Origin of the sequence: Sphingobacterium corticibacterium, assembly GCF_004208525.1 — a bacterium.
Taxonomy (GTDB): domain Bacteria; phylum Bacteroidota; class Bacteroidia; order Sphingobacteriales; family Sphingobacteriaceae; genus Sphingobacterium; species Sphingobacterium corticibacterium.
On sequence record NZ_SGIT01000005.1, the window covers coordinates 85977 to 111816 of the forward strand.

At 41.1% G+C, this 25840-nt stretch carries 27 protein-coding genes; 22 read left to right on the top strand and 5 right to left on the bottom strand.

What is annotated here, in order from left to right:
- Nucleotides 1-83 precede the first annotated feature (83 nt).
- The 3 genes from EWE74_RS18810 to EWE74_RS18820 all read left to right on the top strand — a co-directional run bounded on the left by EWE74_RS18810 (nt 84) and on the right by EWE74_RS18820 (nt 4433).
- Nucleotides 84-2516, top strand: a complete 2433-nt coding sequence (locus tag EWE74_RS18810) for an ABC transporter permease (protein WP_130143208.1) — start codon at nt 84-86, stop codon at nt 2514-2516.
- 14 nt (nt 2517-2530) lie between these two features.
- Nucleotides 2531-3190 (top strand): ABC transporter ATP-binding protein, encoded by a 660-nt coding sequence (locus EWE74_RS18815; RefSeq protein ID WP_130143209.1) that lies wholly within the window; start codon nt 2531-2533, stop codon nt 3188-3190.
- Nucleotides 3191-3584: 394 nt separating this feature from the next.
- Nucleotides 3585-4433, top strand: coding sequence for a transglutaminase-like domain-containing protein (locus EWE74_RS18820; RefSeq protein WP_130143210.1), 849 nt, complete (start codon nt 3585-3587; stop codon nt 4431-4433).
- On the opposite strand, the gene EWE74_RS18825 is transcribed toward EWE74_RS18820, so the two are convergent.
- Together EWE74_RS18825 and EWE74_RS18830 are read right to left on the bottom strand one after the other, a co-directional pair.
- A complete protein-coding gene (locus EWE74_RS18825) occupies nt 4417-5523 on the bottom strand; it encodes a hypothetical protein (protein WP_130143211.1) in 1107 nt (368 codons plus the stop codon). The two genes, EWE74_RS18820 and EWE74_RS18825, sit on opposite strands and share 17 nt — an antisense overlap.
- Nucleotides 5524-5565: 42 nt before the next feature.
- Entirely contained in the window at nt 5566-6663 is a 1098-nt protein-coding gene (locus EWE74_RS18830; protein ID WP_130143212.1) for a hypothetical protein, read from the bottom strand.
- Nucleotides 6664-6800: 137 nt separating this feature from the next.
- Here EWE74_RS18830 and EWE74_RS18835 point away from each other — a divergent pair, with 137 nt between their 5' ends.
- The 19 genes from EWE74_RS18835 to EWE74_RS18925 all read left to right on the top strand — a co-directional run bounded on the left by EWE74_RS18835 (nt 6801) and on the right by EWE74_RS18925 (nt 22269).
- Entirely contained in the window at nt 6801-7463 is a 663-nt protein-coding gene (locus EWE74_RS18835; protein ID WP_130143213.1) for an epoxyqueuosine reductase QueH, read from the top strand.
- 53 nt (nt 7464-7516) lie between these two features.
- Nucleotides 7517-8065, top strand: a complete 549-nt coding sequence (locus tag EWE74_RS18840) for a YceD family protein (protein WP_239018721.1) — start codon at nt 7517-7519, stop codon at nt 8063-8065.
- Between the two features lie 14 nt (nt 8066-8079).
- The gene (rpmF, locus tag EWE74_RS18845) at nt 8080-8271 is read left to right on the top strand and encodes a 50S ribosomal protein L32 (RefSeq protein WP_071790457.1); all 192 of its coding nucleotides are present in this window, start codon (nt 8080-8082) and stop codon (nt 8269-8271) included.
- Between the two features lie 104 nt (nt 8272-8375).
- Entirely contained in the window at nt 8376-9314 is a 939-nt protein-coding gene (plsX, locus tag EWE74_RS18850; RefSeq protein ID WP_130143214.1) for a phosphate acyltransferase PlsX, read from the top strand.
- A 7-nt stretch (nt 9315-9321) separates the two neighbouring features.
- A complete protein-coding gene (locus tag EWE74_RS18855; protein WP_130143215.1) occupies nt 9322-10320 on the top strand; it encodes a beta-ketoacyl-ACP synthase III in 999 nt (332 codons plus the stop codon).
- Between the two features lie 99 nt (nt 10321-10419).
- The gene (gene accB / locus EWE74_RS18860) at nt 10420-10914 is read left to right on the top strand and encodes an acetyl-CoA carboxylase biotin carboxyl carrier protein (protein ID WP_130143216.1); all 495 of its coding nucleotides are present in this window, start codon (nt 10420-10422) and stop codon (nt 10912-10914) included.
- Nucleotides 10915-10928: 14 nt separating this feature from the next.
- Nucleotides 10929-12290: an acetyl-CoA carboxylase biotin carboxylase subunit gene (gene accC, locus EWE74_RS18865; RefSeq protein WP_130143217.1), complete on the top strand. Its 1362-nt coding sequence runs from the start codon at nt 10929-10931 to the stop codon at nt 12288-12290.
- An 80-nt stretch (nt 12291-12370) separates the two neighbouring features.
- Nucleotides 12371-13243 (top strand): twin-arginine translocase subunit TatC, encoded by an 873-nt coding sequence (gene tatC, locus EWE74_RS18870; RefSeq protein WP_130143218.1) that lies wholly within the window; start codon nt 12371-12373, stop codon nt 13241-13243.
- Between the two features lie 8 nt (nt 13244-13251).
- Nucleotides 13252-13689, top strand: coding sequence for a ribose 5-phosphate isomerase B (rpiB, locus tag EWE74_RS18875; RefSeq protein WP_130143219.1), 438 nt, complete (start codon nt 13252-13254; stop codon nt 13687-13689).
- 63 nt (nt 13690-13752) lie between these two features.
- Nucleotides 13753-15321, top strand: coding sequence for a M28 family peptidase (locus tag EWE74_RS18880; protein WP_130143220.1), 1569 nt, complete (start codon nt 13753-13755; stop codon nt 15319-15321).
- A gap of 16 nt (nt 15322-15337) precedes the next feature.
- Entirely contained in the window at nt 15338-16327 is a 990-nt protein-coding gene (locus EWE74_RS18885) for an aldo/keto reductase (protein WP_130143221.1), read from the top strand.
- A gap of 131 nt (nt 16328-16458) precedes the next feature.
- Nucleotides 16459-17298, top strand: a complete 840-nt coding sequence (locus EWE74_RS18890; RefSeq protein ID WP_130143222.1) for an ABC transporter ATP-binding protein — start codon at nt 16459-16461, stop codon at nt 17296-17298.
- A complete protein-coding gene (locus EWE74_RS18895) occupies nt 17295-18116 on the top strand; it encodes a hypothetical protein (protein ID WP_130143223.1) in 822 nt (273 codons plus the stop codon). The genes EWE74_RS18890 and EWE74_RS18895 overlap by 4 nt, the downstream gene beginning before the upstream one ends.
- Nucleotides 18117-18118: 2 nt before the next feature.
- Entirely contained in the window at nt 18119-18475 is a 357-nt protein-coding gene (locus EWE74_RS18900; protein ID WP_130143224.1) for a GntR family transcriptional regulator, read from the top strand.
- A gap of 1 nt (nt 18476) precedes the next feature.
- Nucleotides 18477-19241 carry a hypothetical protein gene (locus EWE74_RS18905; protein ID WP_130143225.1) on the top strand — a complete coding sequence of 255 codons (765 nt, stop codon included), beginning with the start codon at nt 18477-18479 and terminating at the stop codon, nt 19239-19241.
- A 57-nt stretch (nt 19242-19298) separates the two neighbouring features.
- Nucleotides 19299-20216, top strand: a complete 918-nt coding sequence (locus EWE74_RS18910; protein WP_130143226.1) for a DnaJ C-terminal domain-containing protein — start codon at nt 19299-19301, stop codon at nt 20214-20216.
- Nucleotides 20217-20219: 3 nt separating this feature from the next.
- The gene (locus EWE74_RS18915) at nt 20220-20498 is read left to right on the top strand and encodes a chaperone modulator CbpM (protein WP_130143227.1); all 279 of its coding nucleotides are present in this window, start codon (nt 20220-20222) and stop codon (nt 20496-20498) included.
- A 57-nt stretch (nt 20499-20555) separates the two neighbouring features.
- Entirely contained in the window at nt 20556-21239 is a 684-nt protein-coding gene (locus tag EWE74_RS18920; RefSeq protein WP_130143228.1) for a phosphoribosylaminoimidazolesuccinocarboxamide synthase, read from the top strand.
- Nucleotides 21240-21348: 109 nt separating this feature from the next.
- Complete coding sequence (locus tag EWE74_RS18925; RefSeq protein ID WP_130143229.1) at nt 21349-22269, top strand: hypothetical protein; 921 nt, start codon at nt 21349-21351, stop codon at nt 22267-22269.
- Here EWE74_RS18925 and EWE74_RS18930 read toward each other — a convergent pair.
- The 3 genes from EWE74_RS18930 to EWE74_RS18940 all read right to left on the bottom strand — a co-directional run bounded on the left by EWE74_RS18930 (nt 22266) and on the right by EWE74_RS18940 (nt 25831).
- Nucleotides 22266-22391 carry a CHAT domain-containing protein gene (locus EWE74_RS18930; RefSeq protein WP_130143230.1) on the bottom strand — a complete coding sequence of 42 codons (126 nt, stop codon included), beginning with the start codon at nt 22389-22391 and terminating at the stop codon, nt 22266-22268. The genes EWE74_RS18925 and EWE74_RS18930 overlap by 4 nt on opposite strands.
- A 4-nt stretch (nt 22392-22395) precedes the next feature.
- Nucleotides 22396-24384, bottom strand: a complete 1989-nt coding sequence (locus EWE74_RS18935) for a caspase family protein (RefSeq protein WP_130143231.1) — start codon at nt 24382-24384, stop codon at nt 22396-22398.
- Nucleotides 24385-24610: 226 nt separating this feature from the next.
- A complete protein-coding gene (locus tag EWE74_RS18940; protein WP_130143232.1) occupies nt 24611-25831 on the bottom strand; it encodes a M56 family metallopeptidase in 1221 nt (406 codons plus the stop codon).
- Nucleotides 25832-25840 lie beyond the last annotated feature (9 nt).

Consider the following 25840-nt stretch of genomic DNA (forward strand, 5'->3'; position numbering starts at 1 on the left):
CAACATAACAAACTAGTTATCAATATTTTAATTTTATGGCGTAGCTATTGTCTTGATAGAAAAACAGATATGACGAATCCAAGATGATCAAGAATTATTTTAGAATTGCTTTCCGTAACCTGACAAAGAACCGCATGTTCACCATGCTCAATATTGTTGGACTTTCATTCGGACTGGTTGGCTTTATATTTATCACGACCTATGTATTTGATGAGCTCAGTTATGATCGCTTCCATACCCAGGCGGATCGTATTGTTCGTTTAAATACGCATATCCATATCGGTGAAAGCAAAATGGATATGGCCCTTACAAGCGATGTAATAGGCCCTATACTACAAAAAGAATATACGGAAGTGGAAGACTTCACCCGGTTATATACATCCGCTGGCGCAAAACTAATCAGAAAAGCAGATAAATGGATAAATGAGGCGAACGTTGCCCACGCTGATTCCTCATTTTTCCGCATATTTTCCTACCAAGCTCTCCATGGCCATCTTGACAAAGCCTTGATGGAGCCAAATAGTGTTGTATTGAGCCGCTCTGCCGCTGAACGTTATTTTAACACAACAGATGTCGTCGGAAAAACATTGGAGACCAACGACGCCGGAAATACCGTTTATCAGATCACGGCTGTAATCGAAGATATGCCTAGAAACGGTCATTTCAATTATGACTTTCTGTTTACCATGGAAAACGCCCCTTACCGGAATTGGGGTGAGCTCCTCTCCCATAACTTTACGACTTACATCTTATTGAGACACGCAAGCGACCGCCCCTTGTTGGAAATCCATCTCGAAGAGTATGTTCACAAACACGGCCTTCCAGCAGCCAAAAAATACATGGATGTCACGGATATAGAAACATTCAGACAAGGCGGAAATGCATTCCATTACGATGTCATTCCGATCTCCGATATCCATCTGCGTTCCAATCTCAGGGGCGAACTTCGTCCTAACAGCAGTTTTCAATATGTTTACATTTTCAGCGCTATTTCGTTGTTTATTTTGCTGATCGCCTGTGTCAATTTCATAAACCTGTCTACGGCACGGTCGGCCAACCGAGCAAAAGAAGTTGGTGTACAAAAAATATTAGGTGCTTCAAGAAGAAGTGTAGCTGGTCAATTTTTGGCAGAGTCGTTGTTACTAGCTCTTGGCGGAATTATTCTCGCCATTGGACTTGTTGCATGGAGTGTACCGTTATTTAACGAACTATCCGGCAAGGAGTTTAAAATAAACGATATCATCAATTTCAAATCACTTCCGCTATTTGCACTTCTTTTATTATTCGTCGGGTTAATAGCCGGTTACTACCCTGCTGTTTATTTATCTGCATTTAATCCGTTACAGGTATTAAAATCGCATACCGTGATTTCGTCCGGAAAGAGCGTCTTTCGAAGTGGTTTAGTGGTTTTTCAATTCACCATATCGATTGTGCTGATTGTCGGCACATTCATCATGACCGCACAACTGCGGTATATCCAGCATAAAAAACTAGGGTACGAGCGGGAAAACATTCTTTTAATTAATGATTATCATGCGCTGGGAAATCAGACGAAAGCTTTCCGCGATGAAATTTTAAATATACCGGGTATCAAAACGGGTACAATCAGCGGCTTTCTACCTGTTTCTCACTCGAACAGAAGTGATAACACATATTCCCGAGAAACTGTCTTGTCCCCTAGTAATTCGGTGCAACTACAGACGTGGCATGTCGACGAACAATATATCCCTACGTTAAATTTAGAACTGTTATCGGGACGTAACTTCGCTGCTACCCGACGGGCCGATTCTACGGCGGTTATTTTAAACGAAACCGCTGTTAAGCATTTTGGTTTTGGAAAAAATCCTATTGGTCAACAAATACATTTCCAATCTGGTGATGGTGTGGAATCATATCACGTCATTGGTGTCATCAAAGACTTTAATTTTGAATCCCTTCGAGATCCGGTTACGCCATTGGGCTTTTTCTTGGGTTATAGTCCTTCATTAGCTGCATTTAAAATAGAAACGACTGATCTTCCATTATTGCTTAGCCGTATCGAAGACAAGTGGAATAAACTGGCTCCTGGATTTTCATTCGATTATCGGTTTTTGGATGAAGCCTTTGATAGTATGTACAGATCGGAGCGTCGCATGAGCAGGCTAAGCCTAACATTCGCGGCCATGGCCACCGGTATTGCCTGTCTAGGGCTGTTTGGACTTGCAGCATTTATGGCAGAGCAACGCAGTAAGGAAATCGGTATCCGAAAAGTACTCGGTTCATCCGTTACGGGAATAGTCGCCATGCTTTGCAAGGATTTCGTAAAATTAGTTTTTATGGCGATTATTATCGCTGTTCCTATTGCATGGTGGGCAATGAACAAATGGCTGGAAGATTTCACCTATCGGATAGATGCATCATGGTGGATATTTATATTGACGGGCATGATAGCCGTTATCATTGCGCTATTTACGGTCAGCACCCAAGCGATACGTGCGGCCCGCGCTAATCCCGTCGATAGTTTAAGAAACGAATAAAGGATAAAACAAAAATGATCAAATTAGAACATATTTTTAAATGGTACAACGTAGGCGGTACACGCTCTTTTGTACTGAAAGATATCAATCTGGAAATCGAACAGGGCGATTTTATTTCCATCATGGGTCCATCGGGTTCGGGAAAATCGACACTTTTGAATAGTATAGGTTTACTCGATGAACCAAACGAAGGACATTATTATTTTATGGACGAAGACGTATTGGCTTTAAAACCGAAGAAGCGAACAGCGTTATTCCAATCGCACATGGGCTACGTTTTCCAGTCTTATCACTTGATAGATGAACTAACGGTATACGAAAATATCGAAACACCGTTAATTTACAAAAATGTATCTGGCAAGGAGAGAAAAGCCATCGTGGGTGATATGCTGGATCGTTTCGGAATTGTCGGAAAGAAAGATTTATTTCCGGCACAATTATCCGGCGGACAGCAACAGATCGTGGGTATCGCCCGCGCGTTAGCTGCTGCGCCCAAATTGTTGCTGGCAGACGAACCGACAGGTAATCTCAATTCTAAACAGGGCGAGGAGATCATGGCGCTTTTCAAACAACTCAACGACGAGGGGATGACTATTATACAGGTCACGCATTCTGAAAAAAATGCGGAATACGGAAAACGTATTATTAATTTGCTTGATGGGCAAGTGAAGTGATATTTTCTCTTCATTTTTTTCTTGATAAAAAAACGAAGCAAAAAAATCAAGGCTGAATATGGTTTTGCTATTTTCCATTGTCTATTCCTAAACAGCATGGAACTCGCTCCGCTCGGACAGCATGCTGTTCTTAACGGAATAGCCAGCTGGAAAATGGCCGCAAAACAATATAAGGCCCTTTTAACTCCGTATAACCGCTAAGCAATATTGATCGCTTTCATTTGCGCATTTGTACTAACCCTCCCTTGACTTACAGGGTCGCATCCAAATGTTTTACTACTGTACTAATTCATCCGTAGTACTATCCCTAATGTAAAACATTTGAAGCGACGAGTTTTTTTCTATCTTTTTTTGCGGAAAAAAAAGATTAAAGAAAACCCGTATATTAGTATGGATGAATGAGCAGGAGTTAAAAGCATTGATTTCGCTACTGGATGATCCAGATGCGGAAATCTACCAAGCGTTGGAAGACAAGCTAATCACTTGCGGTCCGGAAGTGATTCCATTATTGGAAGAATCTTGGGAACAGTCCTTCGATGTGCTTTTGCAAGAACGTGTGGAACATATCACTCACAAGATACAATTCAACCAAGTAAAAAATGACCTTCAATTGTGGAAACTGAGTAACCAAGAGGATCTGTTGGAAGGTTTGCTTATCGTAAACCGCTACCAATATCCCAATTTAGGCGAAGATGAAGTTTATGGGAGACTGGCGGAATTACGTCGCAATGCTTGGTACCATTTGATGTATGATATGAGCCCGATTGAAAAGGTAAAGCTATTGAACAATATCCTCTTTCGAGAGTTTGGCTTATCCGGTAATACGTCCGATTTTCATGCACCACAAAACTCCTTTATCAACAAGGTACTGGAATCCAAAAAAGGAAATCCTATTTCACTGGCTTGCATTTATAGTATCGTTGCGCAACGATTGGACATACCTATTTATGGTGTTAATCTTCCGAAGCATTTTGTCTTGGCCTACATGAACGAAGAAAAACCCGACGAAGTGCTTTTTTACATTAATGTGTTTAATCGCGGACAGATTATGCGGGAAGTGGATATCGTTGCTTTCCTGCAACAATTAAATCTACCGCCGGTAGATGATTACATTAAACCATGTAGCAATTTGGAGATTATCAAACGTATCCTACGCAATCTGATTGCTGCTTATGAATACGTGGACAATCACGAAAAGCGTGAGGAAGTTCAATTATTGATGGACCTCATTGACCCAGCGTAGAATCATCGCGGGCATCCAGCGCCAAACCAACAGGCGTTATGCCATATCCTAATTCGGAAGTATCGATCACATCTTCTGGCTCCACGTTGCCATCGTCTGTATACCTAAACCGCGAGACCTTTTTTGCTGCGCGGTCAGCCACATATAAATACACACCACCCGCCCGTGTATCAATCGCGACATCAACAGGAGAGATTAGCCCCGTATTAGATCCCGTGATCACCCTTGTTGGTCGGATGGCATCCGAACTGCCGTTTATCAAATTGGAAAAGCCCTCAAAAATGAGGATACGTCCGCTTCCTACCGTTGTTCCGTCGCCCATTTCGGCAATAGCCAAGACGTTCTTAATCGTATCGTAAGATAATCCACGGAGATTAGTCGTGGCATCTTCAATCCGCCATATACGGGCGGGGTTCAGCGTCGCAACGGAATCACTCGCCCTGACCGACATCGTTGTCAAATTCTGGAACATATAAAGCCCCGCCGGTGCACTAATTTTAGCGGTAAAAAGTCTATCGTTTTGATAAGCTGCTCCCCACATATCGAGGTCCGGATTGACCAACTTTTTATAAGGTTGTTTCTGGTTCCCTGTACTATTGGGATTATCGACCACGTATACCCCTGCGTCTGCACCTGCGCCATTGACAACCAAAAGCGATCGCGTAGCAGCGTGGTATACAAAGCCTCTCACCTTGTTGTAGTATCTGCTCCGAATACCGTTTCCGGCATTGTTCAGCAATCCTGTCTGTTGCACACTAATTGCAGCAATGACGGTATCAAGCCCATCACTGTTTTTACTTGCCTGGAAAACAGTTTTCACATAAGGGTTGAAATAAATCGGCCCGCCACCCTGTACTTGGGATAGGTGGCTCTCCCGAAAAGCAAAAACAGAAGAATCCGCCGGCTGAATGACGCGAACCGTGGTATCGGCCCGCTCATCCGTTGTACCATATTCCTCAAAGGATACATACAGGCGGGAAATTTGTGCGATTTCCAATCCCGGTCCGATATCCTCCTCCTCACAGGCAACAAATCCGATGACAAGTGCGAAGATTATACATGCTCCATATAGAAGTGGGCTTTTAGACATATCAAACGTATAGTTACAAAAATATAAAATATCTATCAATCATCACTGTTCATGCTCGCGCGTATCCAATGTGATACTGACCGGCGTTCGGCCGTCTTTGAAATCGGAGGTATTGATCACTTTATCTGGTTCGATATCTCCGTCGTCGGTGTATTTAAAACGTGATATTTTTCGCGCTCCCCGATCGGCAACATATAAATAGACACCTGTTTCCCTCGTATCGATAACGACATCGACGGGGGATATTAGACCTGTATTCGCTCCCGTAATCACCCGGGTCGGTGTAATCGTTCCCTCTTCCGCTGCCAGATCAGAAAAGTTCTCAAATATAAGGATACGACCATTTCCCGCATTTCCATCGCCTATCTGCGCAACGGCCATGACATTCTTAACGGTATCGTAGAACAAACCGCGTACATTATTTGTTGCTCCCTCAATTTGCAATATGCGCGTAGGGCTTAACGGAACGACACTGATGGAGTCACTCTCTCGGACTTCCGTATTTGCAATATCTTCAAAAACATAAATTCCGCCGGGCGAACTCGTTTTCGAGCTAAAAAGCTTCTCGTTTTGATAAGCTGCTCCCCACATGGCTAAGCTACTATTTCTTAATTTCTTAACGGGTTGCTTTTCGCGGTTTGCATATCTCGGGCGCTCCATAACATATACACCAGCATCTGGTCCTGCACCATTAACAACATAGAGTACATTCGTACGCGCGTGATAGACCATCCCTCTTACACTATTATAATAGCGGCTCTTTGGCAGACCGGCATTGTTCAATGAACCCGATGAGCCCACATTAAGTACAGCAATGGCGGTATCATTGGATCCGGCACGGTTAACGCTGGCTTGAAAGATGGCATTCATTTGACTCTCATAATAGATTGGCCCCCCTCCCCATACTTGCGATACGTGCCTACCATTAAAAGCAAAAACCGAGGAATCTGCAGGGTAAATAACACGAATGTTGGTGTCAGGCGGGTTCTTGCCAACCGTATGTTCTTCAAAAGAAACATACAATCGAGTAAACTTTCTCATCTCCAAATTCGGCTCTGCATCGTCTCGTTCGCAGGCATAAAATCCGAGAATAAGCGCCAGCATGGCGAACACATAATATATAGGGGAGATTTTAGACATAAAAATTATTGTATCATGTGTTACAAAAGTAAAAAATAAACGTGTATATCGGCAAACCTGCGACAACCGTTAACGAACTTTTGTAAAATCTGGCAGTTTTCCGTAAAATTGCATCATATTTTAAATGCACTGCTATCATGGACAACAAGGAGTTAAAACGAGAGAAGCTAAATTTGCCGAATGATGGCAAGAAATTACTGTTGCACTCTTGCTGTGCCCCATGCTCCGGTGAGGTTATGGAAGCCCTAATTGCTTCCGACATCGATTTTACGATTTATTTCTACAATCCGAATATCCACCCACGCAACGAATATGATTTACGCAAGGAAGAAAATATCCGTTTTGCAGAAAAGCATGGTATTCCTTTTGTAGATGCTGATTACGATGTAGATCATTGGTTTGAGCTGGCGAAAGGTATGGAAAATGAACCGGAACGTGGTATCCGTTGTACCATGTGTTTCGATATGCGGTTTGAAAAAACAGCCGAGTACGCGGCAGAACATGGGTTTGATGTCATATCAAGTTCATTGGGCATTTCCCGTTGGAAAAACATGGAGCAGATCAATGATTGCGGATTACGTGCCGCGTCTCGCCATACAGACATGGAATATTGGACACTCAATTGGCGAAAAAAGGGGGGCTCGGCACGCATGCTGGAAATCAGCAAACGCGAAAAATTCTATATGCAGGAGTATTGTGGTTGTGCCTATTCATTGCGCGACACCAATCGCTGGCGTATGGCCAATGGTAGAGAGAAAATAGAACTAGGAAAATATTATTACGGCGAAGACGAACAATAATTTTGCAAAAAGTTTCCTTTTTACTGAAATAATAATTAATTTTGCACGCTCGAATGCAGATTGTGAAACATCTAAAATATTATAGAATTCCTTTTTCAGGGTTAACAACTGGAAAGCACAATTTCGAGTTTGATATTGATGATAAGTTCTTTGATTGTTATGAACACTCGCTGGTAAAGAAGGGGCAACTCAAAGCAGACGTGGAGTTACAGAAGCAGGAAAATATGCTGATTGTAAACTTTCATGTGCATGGCACTATTCAATTGACATGTGATGTTTGTTTAGCAGCCTTTGACGCCGCACAAGACTTCCAAGAGCGACTACTTGTCAAGTTTACAAATGACGACTGGAATCAGGAAACCGAAGATGTGCTGGTATTATCCAAAACGGATTACGAATTGGATATTGCTGGATTGCTTTATGAATACATCAATGTTCGCGTTCCTTATTACAGTAAATGTTCAGAACAGGGCACAAATGCAAGCTGCGATCCGGAAATGCTAGCTAAATTGAGCGATTCGCCGGATTTGGAAACAGACAAGGAAACAGAAGAAAAAACAGACCCACGTTGGGATATATTAAAGAAAATTAAAAATAACTAAAACAGAAATACGAGATGGCACATCCAAAACGTAAAACTTCTAAATCAAGAAGGGACAAAAGAAGAACACATTATAAGGCTGAAAGACCTACGTTAACTGTATGCAAAGAAACAGGTGCAGTACATACACCTCACCGTGCATATACAGTAGATGGTAATTTATATTACAACGGAAAATTGATTATTGAAAACACCGCTGCTGTCTAACGAGATCATTCAACGAAATTAAACATCCCAAATAGGTGTAAAATTCAATTTTTATACTTTAATTTGGGATGTTTTTGCGTATTATTGATGATAAATAATAACGAATGAAGATTGGTTTAGACGTTTTAGGCGGGGATTACGCCCCCGACTCCACCATAAATGGAGCTATTGAAGCCCAAAAAGTACTACAGGAGGGACAGCGTCTTGTTCTTATAGGCGATCAACAAGACACCATCGAACGGTTAAAGCACGCTGGAGCGGATCCCGACAAATTTGATTACATACATGCTCCCGAAAACATAAGCATGCATGAACATCCTACCAAGGCCATTACCCAAAAACCTAACTCTAGCATCGCTAAAGGATTTGAATTGCTGAAGAATGGCGAAATCGACTCTTTTGCTTCTGCTGGCAACACGGGAGCTATGCTTGTTGGAGCCGTATTTAGTGTCAAGGCAATTCCGGGCGTTCTTCGCCCAGCTATTGCAACGAATGTTCCTAAGATTAAAAGTGGTTATGGCATTTTATTGGATGTAGGCGCGAATGCGGACTGCAAGCCCGAAATGCTATCACAATTTGCGACCTTGGGAAGTTTATATATGCAATATATTTATGGCGTAGAAACGCCCAAAGTCGGCTTGCTAAACATTGGCGAAGAAGAAGAAAAGGGAAACAATTTAACCATATCAACCTACCCCCTGCTCCAACAGAATAAAAAGATAAATTTTATTGGCAATACCGAAGGCCGCGATCTTTTTACAGACGCTGCAGACGTGTATGTTTGTGATGGGTTTACGGGTAATGTGGTATTGAAACTCGCAGAATCTTTTTATGTAGTTACATTAAAAAAGGGAATGAAGGATGATTTTTTTGATAGATTCAATTATGAGCGTTATGGTGGCAGTCCTATTTTAGGCGTGAATGCACCGGTTATTATCGGGCACGGCATTTCGACTCCTGAAGCTATTAAAAATATGGTTTTATTATCAAAAGACATGATTGAGTCGCAAATCATCGATAAAATCAGGTCTGCTTTCAATTAATTTATATATGTCAAAAATACATGCTGCAATTACTGCAGTAAACGGATACGTTCCTGACTACGTCCTAACAAATCAGGAACTGGAAACGATGGTTGACACCAACGATGAGTGGATTGTAACACGGACAGGAATTAAAGAGCGGAGAATCCTTAAAGGGGAAGGTAAGGCTACATCGGACTTGGCTGTTCCTGCTGTTAAAGGTTTATTGGAAAAGCGTGGTATTTCCGCTGACGAAATTGAATTGATCATCTTCTGTACCAGTACGCCGGATATGCTGTTTCCGGCAACAGCAAATATTTTAGCGGATAAAATCGGTGCTAAGAAAGCTTGGGGGTACGATCTCCAAGCAGCATGTTCTGGTTTTTTATTTGGTTTGACTACTGCAGCTCAATTTATAGAATCAGGTAAACACAAAAAGGTCCTGGTAGTAGGTGCCGATAAAATGTCTTCTGTCGTTAATTACGAAGATCGTAATACCTGTATTTTATTTGGTGACGGCTGTGGATGTGTATTGTTGGAACCCAATGATGAACATAACGGAATTATTGATGCGGTTTTGAAAACAGATGGTTCAGGAGGCCCATATTTAAATATAAAAGGTGGAGGTTCTTTAAATCCGGCAACTCACCAAACGGTAGACGCTGGTCTTCACTATGCTTATCAAGAAGGACGTACCGTATTTAAATTTGCCGTCACCAACATGGCTGATGTGGCTGTAGAAGTGATGGAGAAAAACCATTTGACTTCAGAAGACGTGGATTGGCTTGTACCACATCAAGCAAATAAACGCATCATCGATGCTACCGCGGAGCGTGCGGGACTTTCAGAAGATAAGGTCATGGTCAATATTCACAAATACGGAAATACAACCAGTGGTACGATTCCTCTTTGCCTATGGGAGTGGGAGAATCAGTTGAAAAAAGGAGATAACTTGATATTAGCAGCTTTTGGTGGTGGTTTTACCTGGGGAGCGGTTTATCTCAAATGGGCTTATACAAAAGCATAAAAATATTAGTTAACTTTAACCCAGTTATGCGTTAGCCTTAAATCTGGGTTAAAATTTATCGTGAGAAATTTATACACAAGAAACAAACCTACTAGAAATATGAGTATGGATATTAAACAGATTCAAGACCTGATCAAATTTGTTGCTAAATCAGGAGTGAACGAAGTCGCTATCGAAGAAAAAGACTTTAAAATTACTATAAAAACAAATCAGGAGCCGACCTATGTTACGGCGACCGTCCCAAATCCAGTAGCACTTCCGCCACAACCTGTTGCACCAGCTGCACCGGTAGCAACGGCCAATCCAACACCAGTAGCACCAGCATCGAATGCACCCGCGACCGAGTCTTCAAACCTCATCACCGTAAAATCACCGATGATCGGTACCTTTTACCGTGCCGCCGGACCAGATAAACCCCTATTTGTGAATGTAGGTGACGAAATCGCGCCGGGTAAAATATTATGTATTGTGGAGGCTATGAAGCTTTTTAATGAAATTGAATCAGAGGTTTCGGGTAAGATTGTAAAAATATTGGTGAATGACGCACAACCTGTGGAATTCGATCAACCCCTATTCTTAGTTGATCCATCATAAGGAGATTACAAAAAATGTTCAAAAAAATATTAATAGCAAATAGAGGGGAGATTGCGCTTCGTATCATTCGTACTTGTCGCGAAATGGGTATTAAAAGTGTTGCTGTTTATTCTACGGCAGACCGCGATAGCTTACATGTACGTTTCGCCGACGAGGCTGTTTGTATCGGACCTCCTGCAAGTAAAGATTCTTATCTAAGTATTCCCAATATCATTTCGGCAGCCGAATTAACAAATGCGGATGCCATCCACCCTGGATATGGTTTTTTATCTGAAAATGCTAAATTTTCCGCTATCTGTGCCGAATATGGTATTAAATTCATTGGCGCTACATCTGAACAGATAGAGAAAATGGGCGACAAAGCTTCGGCAAAAGAAACTATGAAACAGGCAGGTGTGCCCACCGTGCCCGGTTCCGATGGTTTAGTTCCCGATGTAAAAACAGGTATTAAACTGGCCAATGAAATTGGTTATCCTGTTATCTTAAAAGCTACTGCTGGTGGAGGTGGACGTGGAATGCGTATTGTATGGAATGACGGAGAGTTTGAACCCGCATGGGATTCTGCCCGTCAAGAAGCCGGAGCAGCATTCGGCAACGATGGAATCTACCTAGAAAAATTTGTAGAAGATCCCCGTCACATCGAAATACAGGTAATTGGAGATCAATATGGCAAGGTTTGTCATTTATCAGAACGTGATTGTTCGATACAGCGACGCCACCAAAAGCTGGTAGAAGAAGCGCCTTCTCCATTTATTACACCGGAACTCCGTGAAAAAATGGGAGCAGCTGCCATCAAAGGTGCACAGGCTGTAAATTATGAAGGAGCGGGTACGATCGAATTTTTGGTCGATAAACACCGTAATTTCTATTTCATGGAAATGAACACCCGTATTCAAGTGGAACACCCTGTTACTGAAGAGGTCATTAATTTTGATCTTATCAAAGAACAGATTAAGGTAGCTGCGGGTATTCCGATTTCTGGAAAAAGTTACGAACCAACCGGACACGCCATTGAATGTCGTATTAACGCGGAAGATCCCTTCAACAATTTCCGTCCGTCACCAGGTAGAATTACAAATTTTCATTCGCCAGGTGGACATGGGGTTCGCGTAGATACACATGTATATGCGGGATATACCATCCCTCCAAATTACGACTCGATGATCGCCAAATTAATTTGTGTTGCACAAACACGTGAAGAAGCTATCAATACCATGGAGCGCGCATTGCGTGAGTTTGTGATCGAGGGCGTAAAAACAACGATTCCGCTTCACATACGTTTAATGCGTGACCCAAACTTTAGAGCGGGCAATTTTACAACAAAATTCATGGAAACATTTGACCTCACGGAATATCCGGACGAAGAGGTTGAATAAAATTTCCTTTACATACAGTTAAAATACCATTCTTCTAAATAAGAATGGTATTTTTGTTTTGTTTCAGAAACAACATTAGGATGTCAACGTCAAACGATTTAATTAAAGCTATAAAACAAAAAGGAAAGAACCTCGAAGGAGAAATGTCATTCTTTGAACACTTGGAAGTGCTTAGATGGCATATTATACGTTCAGTTATCGCTATTGCGGTATTTGCTATCCTTTCCTTCACCTTTTACGATTTCGTCTTCAATCAGATTATTATGGGGCCGAAAAACCTCGACTTCTGGACCTATCGGATGATGTGTAAAGTGGGCGATTTGCTCAGTTTGGATGGTTTTTGTGTAGAAAAAATCCCTTTTAATATCATCAATACGGAGATGGCAGGGCAGTTTATGTTGCAGATCAATTCGTGTTTATTGATGGCTGTTGCCTTGGGCTTTCCTTATTTACTCTTCGAAATCTGGCTCTTTATAAAGCCTGCTCTAACAGAGATAGAAAAGAGTTCTGCACGTGGGTTTGTTTTTTATGCGACCGTACTATTTGTTATCGGCGCATTATTTGGTTATTATATTGTCGTTCCACTCTCCGTCAATTTCTTGGCTAATGTATCTTTAAGCGAAGAAATCACCAATCAAATTACGATTGACTCTTACTTGTCGCTTATAGCTACATTAACATTAGGTTGCGGCGTTGTGTTTTTGCTACCTATCGTGATATTTATATTATCTAAACTCGGTTTGATGACCCCAGCCTTTATGCGGGCAAGCAGACGATATGCTGTCGTCATTATTTTAATCATTGCTGCTATCATAACGCCAACAGCCGATGTAATCACCTTATTAACTGTCAGTGCCCCCATGTTCCTGCTTTATGAGTTGAGTATCATGGTGTCTGCTAATGTCCATAAGCGAAAACTGGAAAAAGAAAAGGAATTTTATAATCAGAAATAAAAAAGATCATGTCTAAAAAAATTGCAATAGGAAGTGACCATGCCGGATTTGAATATAAAACGGCTGTACTTGCGTTTCTTCAAGATGAAGGTTACACGGTAGAAGATTTTGGTCCGGCAACAGCCGACTCCGTAGATTATCCTGATTTTGCACATCCGGTAGCTACGAGTATCGAAAATGGTCAAAACGAATTGGGGATATTAGTCTGTGGGAGTGCCAATGGCGTAGCTATTACGGCCAATAAACATCAAGGTATTCGGGCTGCCATTGCGTGGCAAAATGAAATATCAGCCTTAGCAAGGCAACATAATAATGCGAATATCGTATGCATCCCTGCTCGCTTTATCGACATCGAACTGGCAAAAAAAATTGTAAAAACATTTTTGACCACCGATTTTGAAGGAGGCAGACACGGCACACGTGTAAATAAGATTGCCTGTACATAGTGAAATAATAAATGATAGCGGTCAGGCATCAATGGGACGCTAGACAGAGAGTTAATATGAGTTATGATTAAAAATTGGATTACAGCTTTTTTGCTCGTTCCGATACTCCATAGTTGTGTGGTAGCACAACGACAAGATTCGGTACAAGTAAAATATGCGGATCTCCTGACAGTGGAAACCGCGCGCGAGCATTTGACATTATTGGCATCACCATCGTTTGAAGGGCGTGGCACGGGTCAACAAGGCGGTGAAAAAACGGCACACTACCTTGCCGAACAGTTTGCTTCTTACGGCTTAAAAGCACCGGTAGATGGGAGCTATTTCCAGCCTGTAGACCTGGCAAAGATTTCCTATCAAGTACAACAGTTCATGATCAATGGAACTGCTTACGAAAATGGCCTAGATTTCTTCGTACAGGGTGACAATAAAAAAAACACCTATCACGCGGATGATATCGTATTTGTCGGGTATGGCATTCAAGACAAGAGACATAATGATCTGGCTAATCTGGACATCCGGGATAAGGTGGTTTTAGTGATCAATGAAGGCGAACCAAAAGATGCAAACGGTCATTCCATCGTTACAGGCAGCACAAAAATGTCAGAATGGGCCAGCAGTCGATTTAAACGGGTGCAGGAGCTTCTCAAAAAAAATCCAAAAATGATTTTGGCGACTGGCGATTATGTTGATCAAAACATGGAAAGGTTTGGGAAACGTTTAGTTAGTGGGCGATTCTCTTTGGATGATGGAAATGATGACGTCTCGGGTACATTCAAACCACCAGTGGTCAATATTTCTCCAAAATTAGCCAATGAAATACTTGCCAAGCGTAAAACCAGCCTTGAACAGCAGAAAAGTAACCCTACTACGTTCTCCATTCCAACAAAGCTAGAGGCCGAAATGGGTGTTACCAAAGAGAAGTTGACAGATCCCAATGTACTTGGCTTATTAGAAGGTTCAGACTTAAAAAATGAGATTGTTGTCATCGTTGGGCACTACGACCATGATGGTATCCTACCGGATGGCACATTTTTTCCTGGGGCAGACGATAACGGTTCGGGTACGGTCGGCGTATTGGAGCTTGCCCGTACTTTTGCAGAAGCGAAGAAAGACGGCAAAGGCCCTCGCAGAAGTTTATTGTTTATTGGTTTAGCGGCCGAAGAAAAGGGACTGCTAGGCTCGAAGTTCTATGTCGAAAACCCTATCTTTCCGCTTGAAAATACCGTTGCCTGTATCAATATGGATATGATTGGACGTGTAGATGACAAGCATCTGAACGGAAACCACAATTATATCCACGCCATTGGACTGGATAAATTGAGCTCTACATTAAAGCAGATAACAGAAACTGCAAACAATACCTATACGCAAATGGAATTGGACTATATGTATGATGACCCGAAAGATCCCCTGCGTCTATATTATCGTTCGGATCATTACAATTTTGCTGAAAAAGGTATTCCGTCCGCATTCTTTTTTTCGGGGTTGCACCCACATTACCATACGCCAGATGATACAGTTGACAAAATAGACTTTCCGATGATGGTAAAACGGGAGAAATTGGTATTCCACGTGACTTGGGAAATTGCCAATCGTGATAAGCGGTTATCCGTTGATTCTAATAAAGAGTAGAAAAAAACAAACAGATATGGAATATAGAAACTTAGGTAACAGTGATCTGCAAGTATCTGCCATTACATTCGGCGCTTGGGCGGCTGGAGGATGGATGTGGGGCTCGACTGATCGAAAAGAAGCTATTGAGGCTATCCGAGCTTCCTATGATGTAGGCGTAACATCCATCGATACTGCTCCTATATACGGACAAGGAACAAGCGAGGAGATCGTCGGTGAAGCCATACGGGACATTTCACGTGATAAAGTACAGCTCTTGACAAAATTTGGTATGCGGTGGGATCTGGATTCCGCAAAAGGCGACTTCGCTATGCATACAAAAGATAACAATGGTAAAGCATTAGATGTCTACAGATATGCTGGAAAAGAAAGTGTCATATATGAATGTGAACAAAGTTTGAAACGTTTAGGAACGGACTATATCGATTTGTATCAAATTCATTGGCCGGATTCCACTACACCGATTTCGGAAACTTTTGAAGCGGTCTCTCGATTAATAGAACAGGGAAAGGTACGTTACGCAGGCGTATGCAATTATTCCAGCACACAAATGGCAGAAGCGGAACAAACAGTAAATCTTGTTTCCAATCAGGTTCCTTTTAGTATGGTTAACCGAAGCATTGAAGTGGAAACAGTTCCGTACTGTATAGGACATGACAAATCCATTTTAGCCTATAGCCCGCTTCAACGTGGTCTGTTAACTGGTAAAATTCATCCAGGCTATACTTTTCAGGAAGGCGATCACCGCGCTTCTTCGCCTCATTTCCAGCCTGCCTTTATCGAGAAAACAAATGTACTGTTAAATAAGATAAAACCTATCGCAGACAGCAAAAATGCATCTTTAGGGCAATTGGTGCTAAGATGGACGATTGAACGCCCTGGCATCACCGTCGCATTAGCGGGAGCTCGCAATGCACAACAAGCTATACAAAATGCCCAAAGTATAGACATTCAATTGACAATGGAAGAAATTGAAAGGATAAATCAATTGGTAGACGATTTTTAAATAGGCAATACACTTAAAGAAACGTCTCATGGCTTGGCTATGAGACGTTTTTTTTTATAATTGCTTGCAATTTCAATTTCTTCTTTTATATTTGCAGTGTATTAATATACTAATACACTAAACTTTCTATTATGATAGCAATCAATAATCTCTCTTTCCATTACAAAAAAGATATGACCATCCTTGGTGATATCAGTGCAAGGCTTTCACCCGGTCATATTTATGGTCTATTGGGTTTGAATGGTGTCGGAAAAACAACATTCCTCAAACTTATCTGCGGATTGTTGTTTCCAAAAACCGGAACAGTAATAACAAACGGTTTCACGCCTTCCGAACGGAAGGTTACATTTTTATCGGATGTCTATTTTGTAACGGATGAAGTGGATTTACCGTCATGGACGATCTCTAATTTCATCGATATTTATAGTCCATTGTATCCCAAGTTCGACCAGTCTTATTTCGAAGAAATACTGCTTGCATTTCACGTGGATAGAAGAGAAAAAATAAAATCATTATCCTATGGACAACGCAAAAAAGTAAACATTGCTTTTGCTTTGGCAACTAATACAAATTTGCTTTTGATGGACGAACCAACAAATGGTCTCGATATTCCCTCCAAAACACAATTTAGAAAATTGATGGCCCGGCATGTGTCTCCGGATAGGACAATTATCATATCTACCCATCAGATTCGGGATATCCATCAACTCATCGATCACCTGCTCATTTTGCAAAACTATACACTGGCTCTGGACGCTCCAATTGATGAGTTGGACAAGCAAATCAAATTCCGACAAGGAACGTATCCAGAAGCGTTGTACACAGAAAGCGGACCAAATGGCGATGTCAATATCTTGGCGAATACCAATGGCGAAGAAACACCTTTTGATATCGAATTATTTTTCAACGCAATTTCTAACCATCCTGATTTTTTAAAACAATTATCAAATGCTAAATATTTACAGCCATGAGCAAACAACTGCATATTAAGCGCTTAAAAATAGCGATGAAAGAACTATTCCAATCATATAAGCTGCTGCTATATACCATGCCGCTCTTTATATTATTTTTCTTTGCATTGCTGTATTTTGTTCCGGGCGGTATATTTTATAACCGGCTTTTCAACCCAGCTGCTTTCCCCAACCAAGAGATATGGATACAGACTATATTGAGCACACGTTTTGACGAAAGGATATTTATTTTGCTGTTGCCAATAGCTTATACCATGATTTCAACTTGGCGTCACTTTGAGGTACTGAACAAATCCGAACGCATCAATCTGACACCTATCACTTACTTAGAACGAACGGTAGCTATTACGCTTTTTTGTGTTGCTGGATTACTATTGGGTACACTTTGTTTCATCCTATACGACCATATTTCGGTTTGGTGGTTCAAGCATCTGTATTACGAACAAGTATTGCGTTATCTGGAGCAACAGGGTGATTTATATCCGAGTATAGGAAAAAGCACCGTTTTCTTTACTATTCCAATCTGGAATATCGGCATGATATCCATTGTCGTTCTATCGTTAATGCCGCTTTATTTTCTATCAAGAGTATTTTTCAAGAAATACAGCGTCTTTTTATTTTGGGTGTTAATGGTGGGTATATGGACGATGCTTTTTTCTACTTTCTATAGCCTGCGGCCACAAGCGGTCAATGCTAACGCTTTCCCCATAACATTGCAACAAGGGATCCCTGTAATCATTTCCACCATCCTGTATATAGTGTACTGGTGCTTAGCCATGGCTACATTTTATCACAAACTAAAAGAAAAGGAGATCTAGCCATGCAGTTTAACAGCGAAAAAGCCATATATCTACAAATTACGGAGTTTGTCATGGAGAAAATTCTGAAAAAGGAATGGCTCGCCGACCAGAAGATACCGTCTGTACGCGATTTAGGTGGTGAACTGGAAGTAAACCCCAATACCGTGATGCGCGCCTACGATATCTTGCAACAGCAGGAAATCATCTATAATAAGCGCGGCCTAGGTTTTTTTGTCGCGACAGATGCTAAGTCGTCCATTGTGGCGTTACGGAAAAAGCAGTTTATCGACGTCGAATTGCCGCATTTTTTTAATACCATCGATCTGCTGGGTATATCGTTGGAAGAAATCAATTTTTATTATCAAAAACAGCACTAACATGAAAACATCGAACATATTATTCATTTTGGCCATCGCTACTGCTATCTTGGGTATCAGATCTACGGAATCATTATATACAGTTACCATGACTGCAGACAACCAACCCGTCAATATGATATCCAGTCTATGGCTTAAAATGTACGATCTCAAAGTGACCCAAGAACTTCCCACACCTGTAAAACATATAAAAATACGCGGCAACGGAAACCGTGTTTTTCTAGACTTCCAGGAGCAAGAGGAATCTTCACTTTTTAGCCGAGATCCGCAAGCTTTCACGTATTCTATTGATTTCGATACTTTGGTGATAGATGTTTTACATGATTATACTAATATCGTATTGAAACAACCTACTCCAGTCGAACAAATAACGATCTACCAAGCGACGGTAGATGCTAACGGTTTCAATCAGGAAAAACTTGCTATTAATGCACATGATGAGAGTCATTTTTTCGCGAATCGATATAACCGTAAACAAATAGACAATATTACCCACCTTGATATTTGTGCAACGGATCGCTCACTAGTGAACTTGGAAGCGCTGAAAGCAAAAACGGCGTCGGTCACCATGCGGCACGCAGTCCTTCACTACAGTCCAAATGCCAAAATAGACTCCCTATTCGTCACATTGTATGGTAGAAGTTCGGTATCATCCAACAACAAAGACGTGGTTAACGAAATAAACAACCTTATCGTTTCGGGTAACGAGCAATATTTCCAGAAAAAATTCGCTGGAAAAAATGTGACTGTCACGATCCGGCCATAGCCGTAAAAAAACAAAAAATCCCCTATCTTGTTATGGTAATGACAACATAATAAGTGTATGGCTTTTGTAGATTATTATAAGGTATTGGGGGTGGAGAAAAATGCCTCCCAAGATGATATTAAGAAAGCGTATAGAAAGCTCGCTCGAAAATATCATCCGGATCTAAACCCGAATGATGAGGATGCCAAAAAAAGATTTCAAGAAATCAACGAAGCAAACGAAGTATTAATCGATCCGGAAAAACGGAAAAAATATGATCAGTACGGTGAGCACTGGAAGCAAGGCGAAGCCTATGAGCAAGCACAGCAGCAACAGCGCAGCCGTGGCGCCAGTGGAGGAACTACAGGTAACCCTTTTGAAGGCTTTGATTTTGATTATTCGGGAAATTATGATACCGGCGAATTTTCAGATTTCTTCGAGCAAATGTTTGGTAGCCGACGCGGCGGTGGCAGACAAACGAAATTTAGGGGAAACGATTATCATTCGGTACTGGAATTGACCCTACAGCAAGCTTATACCACGCATCAACAGACATTTACCGTCAATGGTAAAAATATTCGGATTACGATCCCCGCAGGCGTAGAAAACGGTCAGAAAATCAAACTCAGTGGACAAGGTGGCGAAGGAGTTAACGGTGGGCCGAAGGGCGACCTCTATATTGAATTCAATATCTTACCAGATCCTCATTTTGAACGTAAAGGGAATGATCTTTATATGGTACAGGATATTGATCTTTATACCGCGCTCTTAGGCGGAGAGACCGTAGTTGATACTTTTTCGGGAAAAATCAAAGTTAAGATCAAACCGGAGACACAAAATGAGACTAAAATTCGTCTCAAAGAAAAAGGCTTTCCCATATACAAGAAAGATAGACAGTTTGGGGATTTGTATGTAACGCTGCATGTAAAACTTCCCACTAAACTTAACGATAAAGAAAAAGAACTGTTTCAGCAATTGGCCAATCTAAAGAAATAAGCTATGGAAAGGACTTTAATAAGGATAATAGATGTCTGCAAATCGCACAAAATAGAGCTACAATTTATTCGAAATCTTTCTAGTAGTGGTCTGATCGAGGTGGTCGTACAAGATGAGGAGGAATTCGTAAAAGAAGAAGAACTGAAAGCGCTGGAACAATTTGTGACTTGGCATTATGACCTGGAAATCAATCTACAAGGTATAGAAGTTGCACAACATCTTTTACATAAAATAGACGAACTGCAAGAAGAAATTAAGCTGCTACGCATTGAAATACGATAATACTTCCCCATCAATTAGTGGATTTTTTGTATTATTGCGCTTCATAAAACAAACACCATGCAACTTATATATCAAGGTAAAACAAAAGATGTTTATCAACTAGATAACAATCGTATCCTACTAAAATTTAAAGATGATGTAACGGGTGAAAACGGCGTTTTCGATCCTGGAGCAAATACTGTAGGGCTAACTATTGACGGCGCAGGAAAATCAGGTTTGAAAATGACAACCTATTTTTTCGAACTGTTGAACAGCCTGCAAATTCCCACACATTACGTGTCCGCGGATATCGATGATGTATCTATGGTCGTAAAAAATGCGCAGGTACTAGGCAAAGGTCTTGAAGTCATCTGTCGTTACAAAGCTGTCGGAAGTTTCTATAGACGTTACGCGACTTATTGTCAAGAAGGACAAGACTTAGACCGATTCGTAGAAGTAACGATTAAAGATGACGAACGCGGCGATCCAGTTATTTCACAAGAGGCGTTAGCCATGTTAAATATCTTAAGTAAAGAGCAATACGATGAACTTGCAGATTTAACCAGAAAAATATGTGATATCGTAAAAGCGGAACTGGCAAAGAAGGGATTGGAACTTTATGATATTAAATTAGAATTTGGTTACGATGTTTCTAATAATCGACTCCTTTTGATTGATGAAATTTCTGGCGGTAATATGCGCGTTTATAAAAATGGTGTCTACATCGCTCCGTTAGACTTAGAAAAAGAGTTTTTAAGTTAAACATGACTATCTGCAAGCGACATGACAAGAAAAAATCTTTTGCACAATTTGGATGAAATTGATTAGTTTTGATAACGATAACTAATCGAAAAAATTAACTTATTAAGCGATGAATAGAATTCTTGCATCATGCCTTGCACTGTGTCTACTTACTTCCTGTGCGACCCACCGTCGTTCTAACATCCAAGCGAACGAAGAGTTTGTCGTAGAATTAAAATATCCGGAACAACGAGGTCCAAATCGAGGCGCGGTTGAATTAGGTGTTCAGGCACTATTCATGGGGGCTAAATATTTGGCTGACAATACGGCAAAGTCATTAGCTACTTCCTACAAAAAAAGCATCTCCATTAATAATTACTATAATACGTTTTTTGGCCCGACGGAAAAAAGCTATGCTGAAATCCATATTAAGAAATACGCACGCCCTAAGGAAGATACTAAAGAAGACGAACTTAAGACCTACTTACATCAGGATATCGAAACACAACCTCTCGTTGCTACCCGAGGGGGAACAGCAAAGGCTTTTGCATTAAAAGATGTTATCCGTGAGGAGAAAGACGATCTTTTAAATTTTCACGCTGTCATTTCACTGATCAGCGATCCGAAGAATCCTAGTGTCACCCGCTTGAGCTTTGACCAGTTGCGTATTTTCTTTTCTAAGACACGTATCTTTAACGATGAGAATTTGAATGCCAAAGTATCCATCGCAATAGAAGGTGAATGGCGGAGCACAGATGGCTCTCCACAAAAAGCGGTATTAATCCAACAGGACTACAATTTCAGAAATTTGAAATACGGAGCTAAGAATCAAATCAGAGAACCCATTCTCTCTCCTTGGTATTATGACATACCCGTTCCTGCCGGAATTTCCGCCAATTCCGAATTTGGCGTCGTAAGTATCAAGGTACAGGTGGATGAATACGAAGGGCGCAAAAGCAAATACATCAATAAAGTACCGGGATTATTGAATGACAATAAGAAAACGATTATTCAAGACGGCGCTTCAACGATCGAAAAGATATTTGACTAGTCGTCTCGCAAGATTTTCTGTAACTTTTTATAGAAATCGACCATCAGTTTTTCGGACGCCACATCATTGACAGACCATAGCGTAGCAACAACTGACGGCGCTCCGGCCCCAGCGTTTTTCATGCTCTTACTTTTTCACAATATCGTAAACAAACTCTGTGCTGTAACCATCCAGATCTCCTGTTACAGATTCTGCCTCCGAACCTCTCGTTTGAGCGTAACTGCTTTGCAGAAATTTTTCCAATGGATTGTTGCTTGCACTGTCGACACCACGCGTCTTTACCGTTGGTTGAAAATTTAGTGGTTTTTCTGAAGCAAATCCTTTGAGGATAAGGCGCTCATACGGCAGCCCAAAGGAGTAAACACAATCTCTAAAAACAACGGTCTGTCCTGGTGCTAACTTCCGTTCGTCGTCATGCAAATTACAACGCTGATTCGGAAAAAAGGGTGTGATTTCACCGGCTGTGTTGATCTCCACGATACTAATATAGAGATCCTTCTTACTTTTATTGGTTATCTGTAAAACAACATGATCTACCTTTGGAGCCACTTGGAAGATACCTGACCCTCCCCTGTGTAGCTCTTCCTCTTTCTGTCCTAGAATTCTACGCGACTTCGGATCGAATTCTACAGGCACCAACTTGAACGCAAACTCGTAATTATTATTTTTGACGTTAAGTTTTTTTAGATAACTTCCCTGTGCATAATTAAATATTTTACTAGTAAGCCCAGACAATAGCGTTTGATCTGTCGACGGCCGAATATCTGCAAAGGGCTCTGCCCCGTCTCCGTGACCAATCGCATAACCATCACTCGTTTTGTACACGATGATATCAGCATATAAGGAATCTTTAACGACATTTCCTAGCATATTATCTTCAAGATAAGATTCCAAACCTTCCAAAACAGATTGTTCAGTAACCGATTTATCGAAGAAAACAGTTACAGCAATATCTCCATAGGATGGTTTGTCGAGAAAAACCCAATAATTCTTAGTATTGTTGTCTTTTAGGACTTGATCCAAAACGACCACCGCTTCATTAAATTTCGCAGAGGTAACCGTTCCTCTTGTCAATACCTTCGTTGTATCCAGTTCCCGGGTTCCGGCAGGTACCACAAATACCGTAGCTTGGTCAAAAATATGATTTACCAGCCCCCCATTAATATTAATAATGCCGTTATTGCGAAACATATCCGTAACTTCAAAATAAGGCTGTTGCTTAGCGTATTCGCCTTTGAAAAGCTTCATATCCATATCACCCTCAATTGTTGGCGTTTGCTGAGGACGAATGGCGTTTAAATTGGCTGTTACAGCAGAAAACAACTGCCTATAGGTAAAATCGGTACCTAATTCGTTCATGGCTGTGGAAAAAGCATAGCTTAGGGAGCCTACTCCATTGTATTCATAATTAAGCTCATTTGCAGAAGCTCCCGATATCATTACAAAAGGAGCCGCGTGTTCATGAACAGCTGCCCGCTCTACTATTCCCAATCCACTTCCGCTCTGGATCTGGTTGATTTCCTTAGGAGCTTCCCAGTCAGGAGGCGTCAATGCTCCTCGTCCCCCACGAGCTATCCCGCTCAAACTACTTCTCGTCATGGAACCAGAATGGCAGCTGTCCAGAATAAACAGCAGCTGTCCGTCACTACCCAACTTATTTCGAAAACTGGCAATAATATCCCCTAATTCATCATCACGAATATGCTTCTCTCCTTTGTAGCTAGATGAATATTCCACGTGCGCATCGTAAGGGACAAGCGACTCATCCAACCCATCAATCTCATCACCGTTATCATCAAATACCTGCTGACCGTGACCTGAGTAGTGAATAACGACGATATCGCCTTGTTTTATTTTTCTTTGCAGCGTATTCAAAGCATCTATGATCCCGGCTTTGGTAGCTTGCGCATCTTTCAATGTGGCAATATTTACCTCTGGAAATCCTTGGGATAATAATGTTTGTTTAATAAGCGGGACGTCGTTGACCGAACTGATAGCTGACCAGCCAGTCTCTGTTGTTGGATAGTTGCCAATGGCGATAATAAGGGCGTGTTTTTCTATGGCATAACTCTGCAATGATAGAAGAATCGTCAAAATAAATAGCAGCTTTTTCATAATAATTGTAGTTAATTAGTGTAAAACAGGTTAAAAGCAAAATGTTACCAGTCGTTAATTACTCACCTAAGATACAATAAAACATGATCCCATGAAAGGACAGCAACGAAAAAAGCGGTATCCAAAGCTATTCGATTAAAGCTTTAAACACCGCTTATCATGAATCTGTGATTGCTTATAAAAAATCCCTTATTTTATAGCTGGTTTAAATGTCCCCTCTCAGCTTCTATGGCTCAAGGTTAATTGACAAAGGTAAGGTATAAGCGACACGCACTTTTCTGCCGTTTTGTATTCCCGGACGCCAAGCCTCTGCCTTCTTCAGCATTTCTATTGCCTCCTCGCCTGTCCCATGGCCGAGATCCTTTACAATTTTAAAATCCCTTAACTGACCATCCTGTTCTACAACAAAAGAAATAACGAGCTGCCCCTTTACACCTGCATCAATAGCAGCTTGTGGATAATTATAATTCTCTCCTATCCACGTTCGAAAAGCCTGCATACCTTCCTTTGGTTCCGGACTGATTTCGACAGCAGTAAATACTCTATCGATATCTGCTTTCTCCTGGAGAGATCTGGTTGTATCCTGCAGCACACTATTTTCCATATCTCTAACTACGATAGGCACGACCTCTTTGATAGATACGTTGAATGCAAGTGCCATCCCGGATATCAACAGTAACGCGGGCAGAATCATCATATAATTAATTCGGTTTATTTTCTTCGATTTATTTTTGAATAACATCATAATACGTTTTTTTAAAAATGAATGATTGGAAAACTCATGCAACAATACACTATGGGAAACACGCAACGCATTTGAAACTAACAGCTCCGCATATTGCACCTTGTCTCTGGCACATGCCTTATCGGCAATACATTCGTGCTGAAATTTAAGCTCTTTCAAATAATAATAAAAAATCGGATTGAACCAATTGAATACACGCACAACTTCCAAGAACAGGATGTCATAACTATGGCCCTGCTTCATGTGAATCTGCTCATGCGAAGTAATTACATCGCGATGCCGAGTTTTATCAGCAATGAGCACCTGGTTGAAAAAAGAGAAGCTCCGTTGTTTGGCAGTATCATCTCCAAAAGCACTAAACACGCGATACAGTCGGATACCTAACCAAAGAAACATCAGTCCTACACCTGTGATGTAAACAAATCGAACCCAATCCATAGCTGACCAAGAATCGTTATATCCCACCATGTCGGTCACGTCCAAATATTCCATTTCTGCAAAATCAATAATTGCCAATGGCCTATATATCTCTCGATGATGGCTCAAGTCTACAAATTGCAACAGTGGCATCACGAATGAAACAGCTATCGCAACCAGTAAGTAGACCCTGTTCCACTGAAAAAACGTAAGGTGTTTCAACACTAGTATATATACTACAAAGAATAGTATCAACGATAAATTTGCTAAAATCAGATAAGTCATAGCTTACAT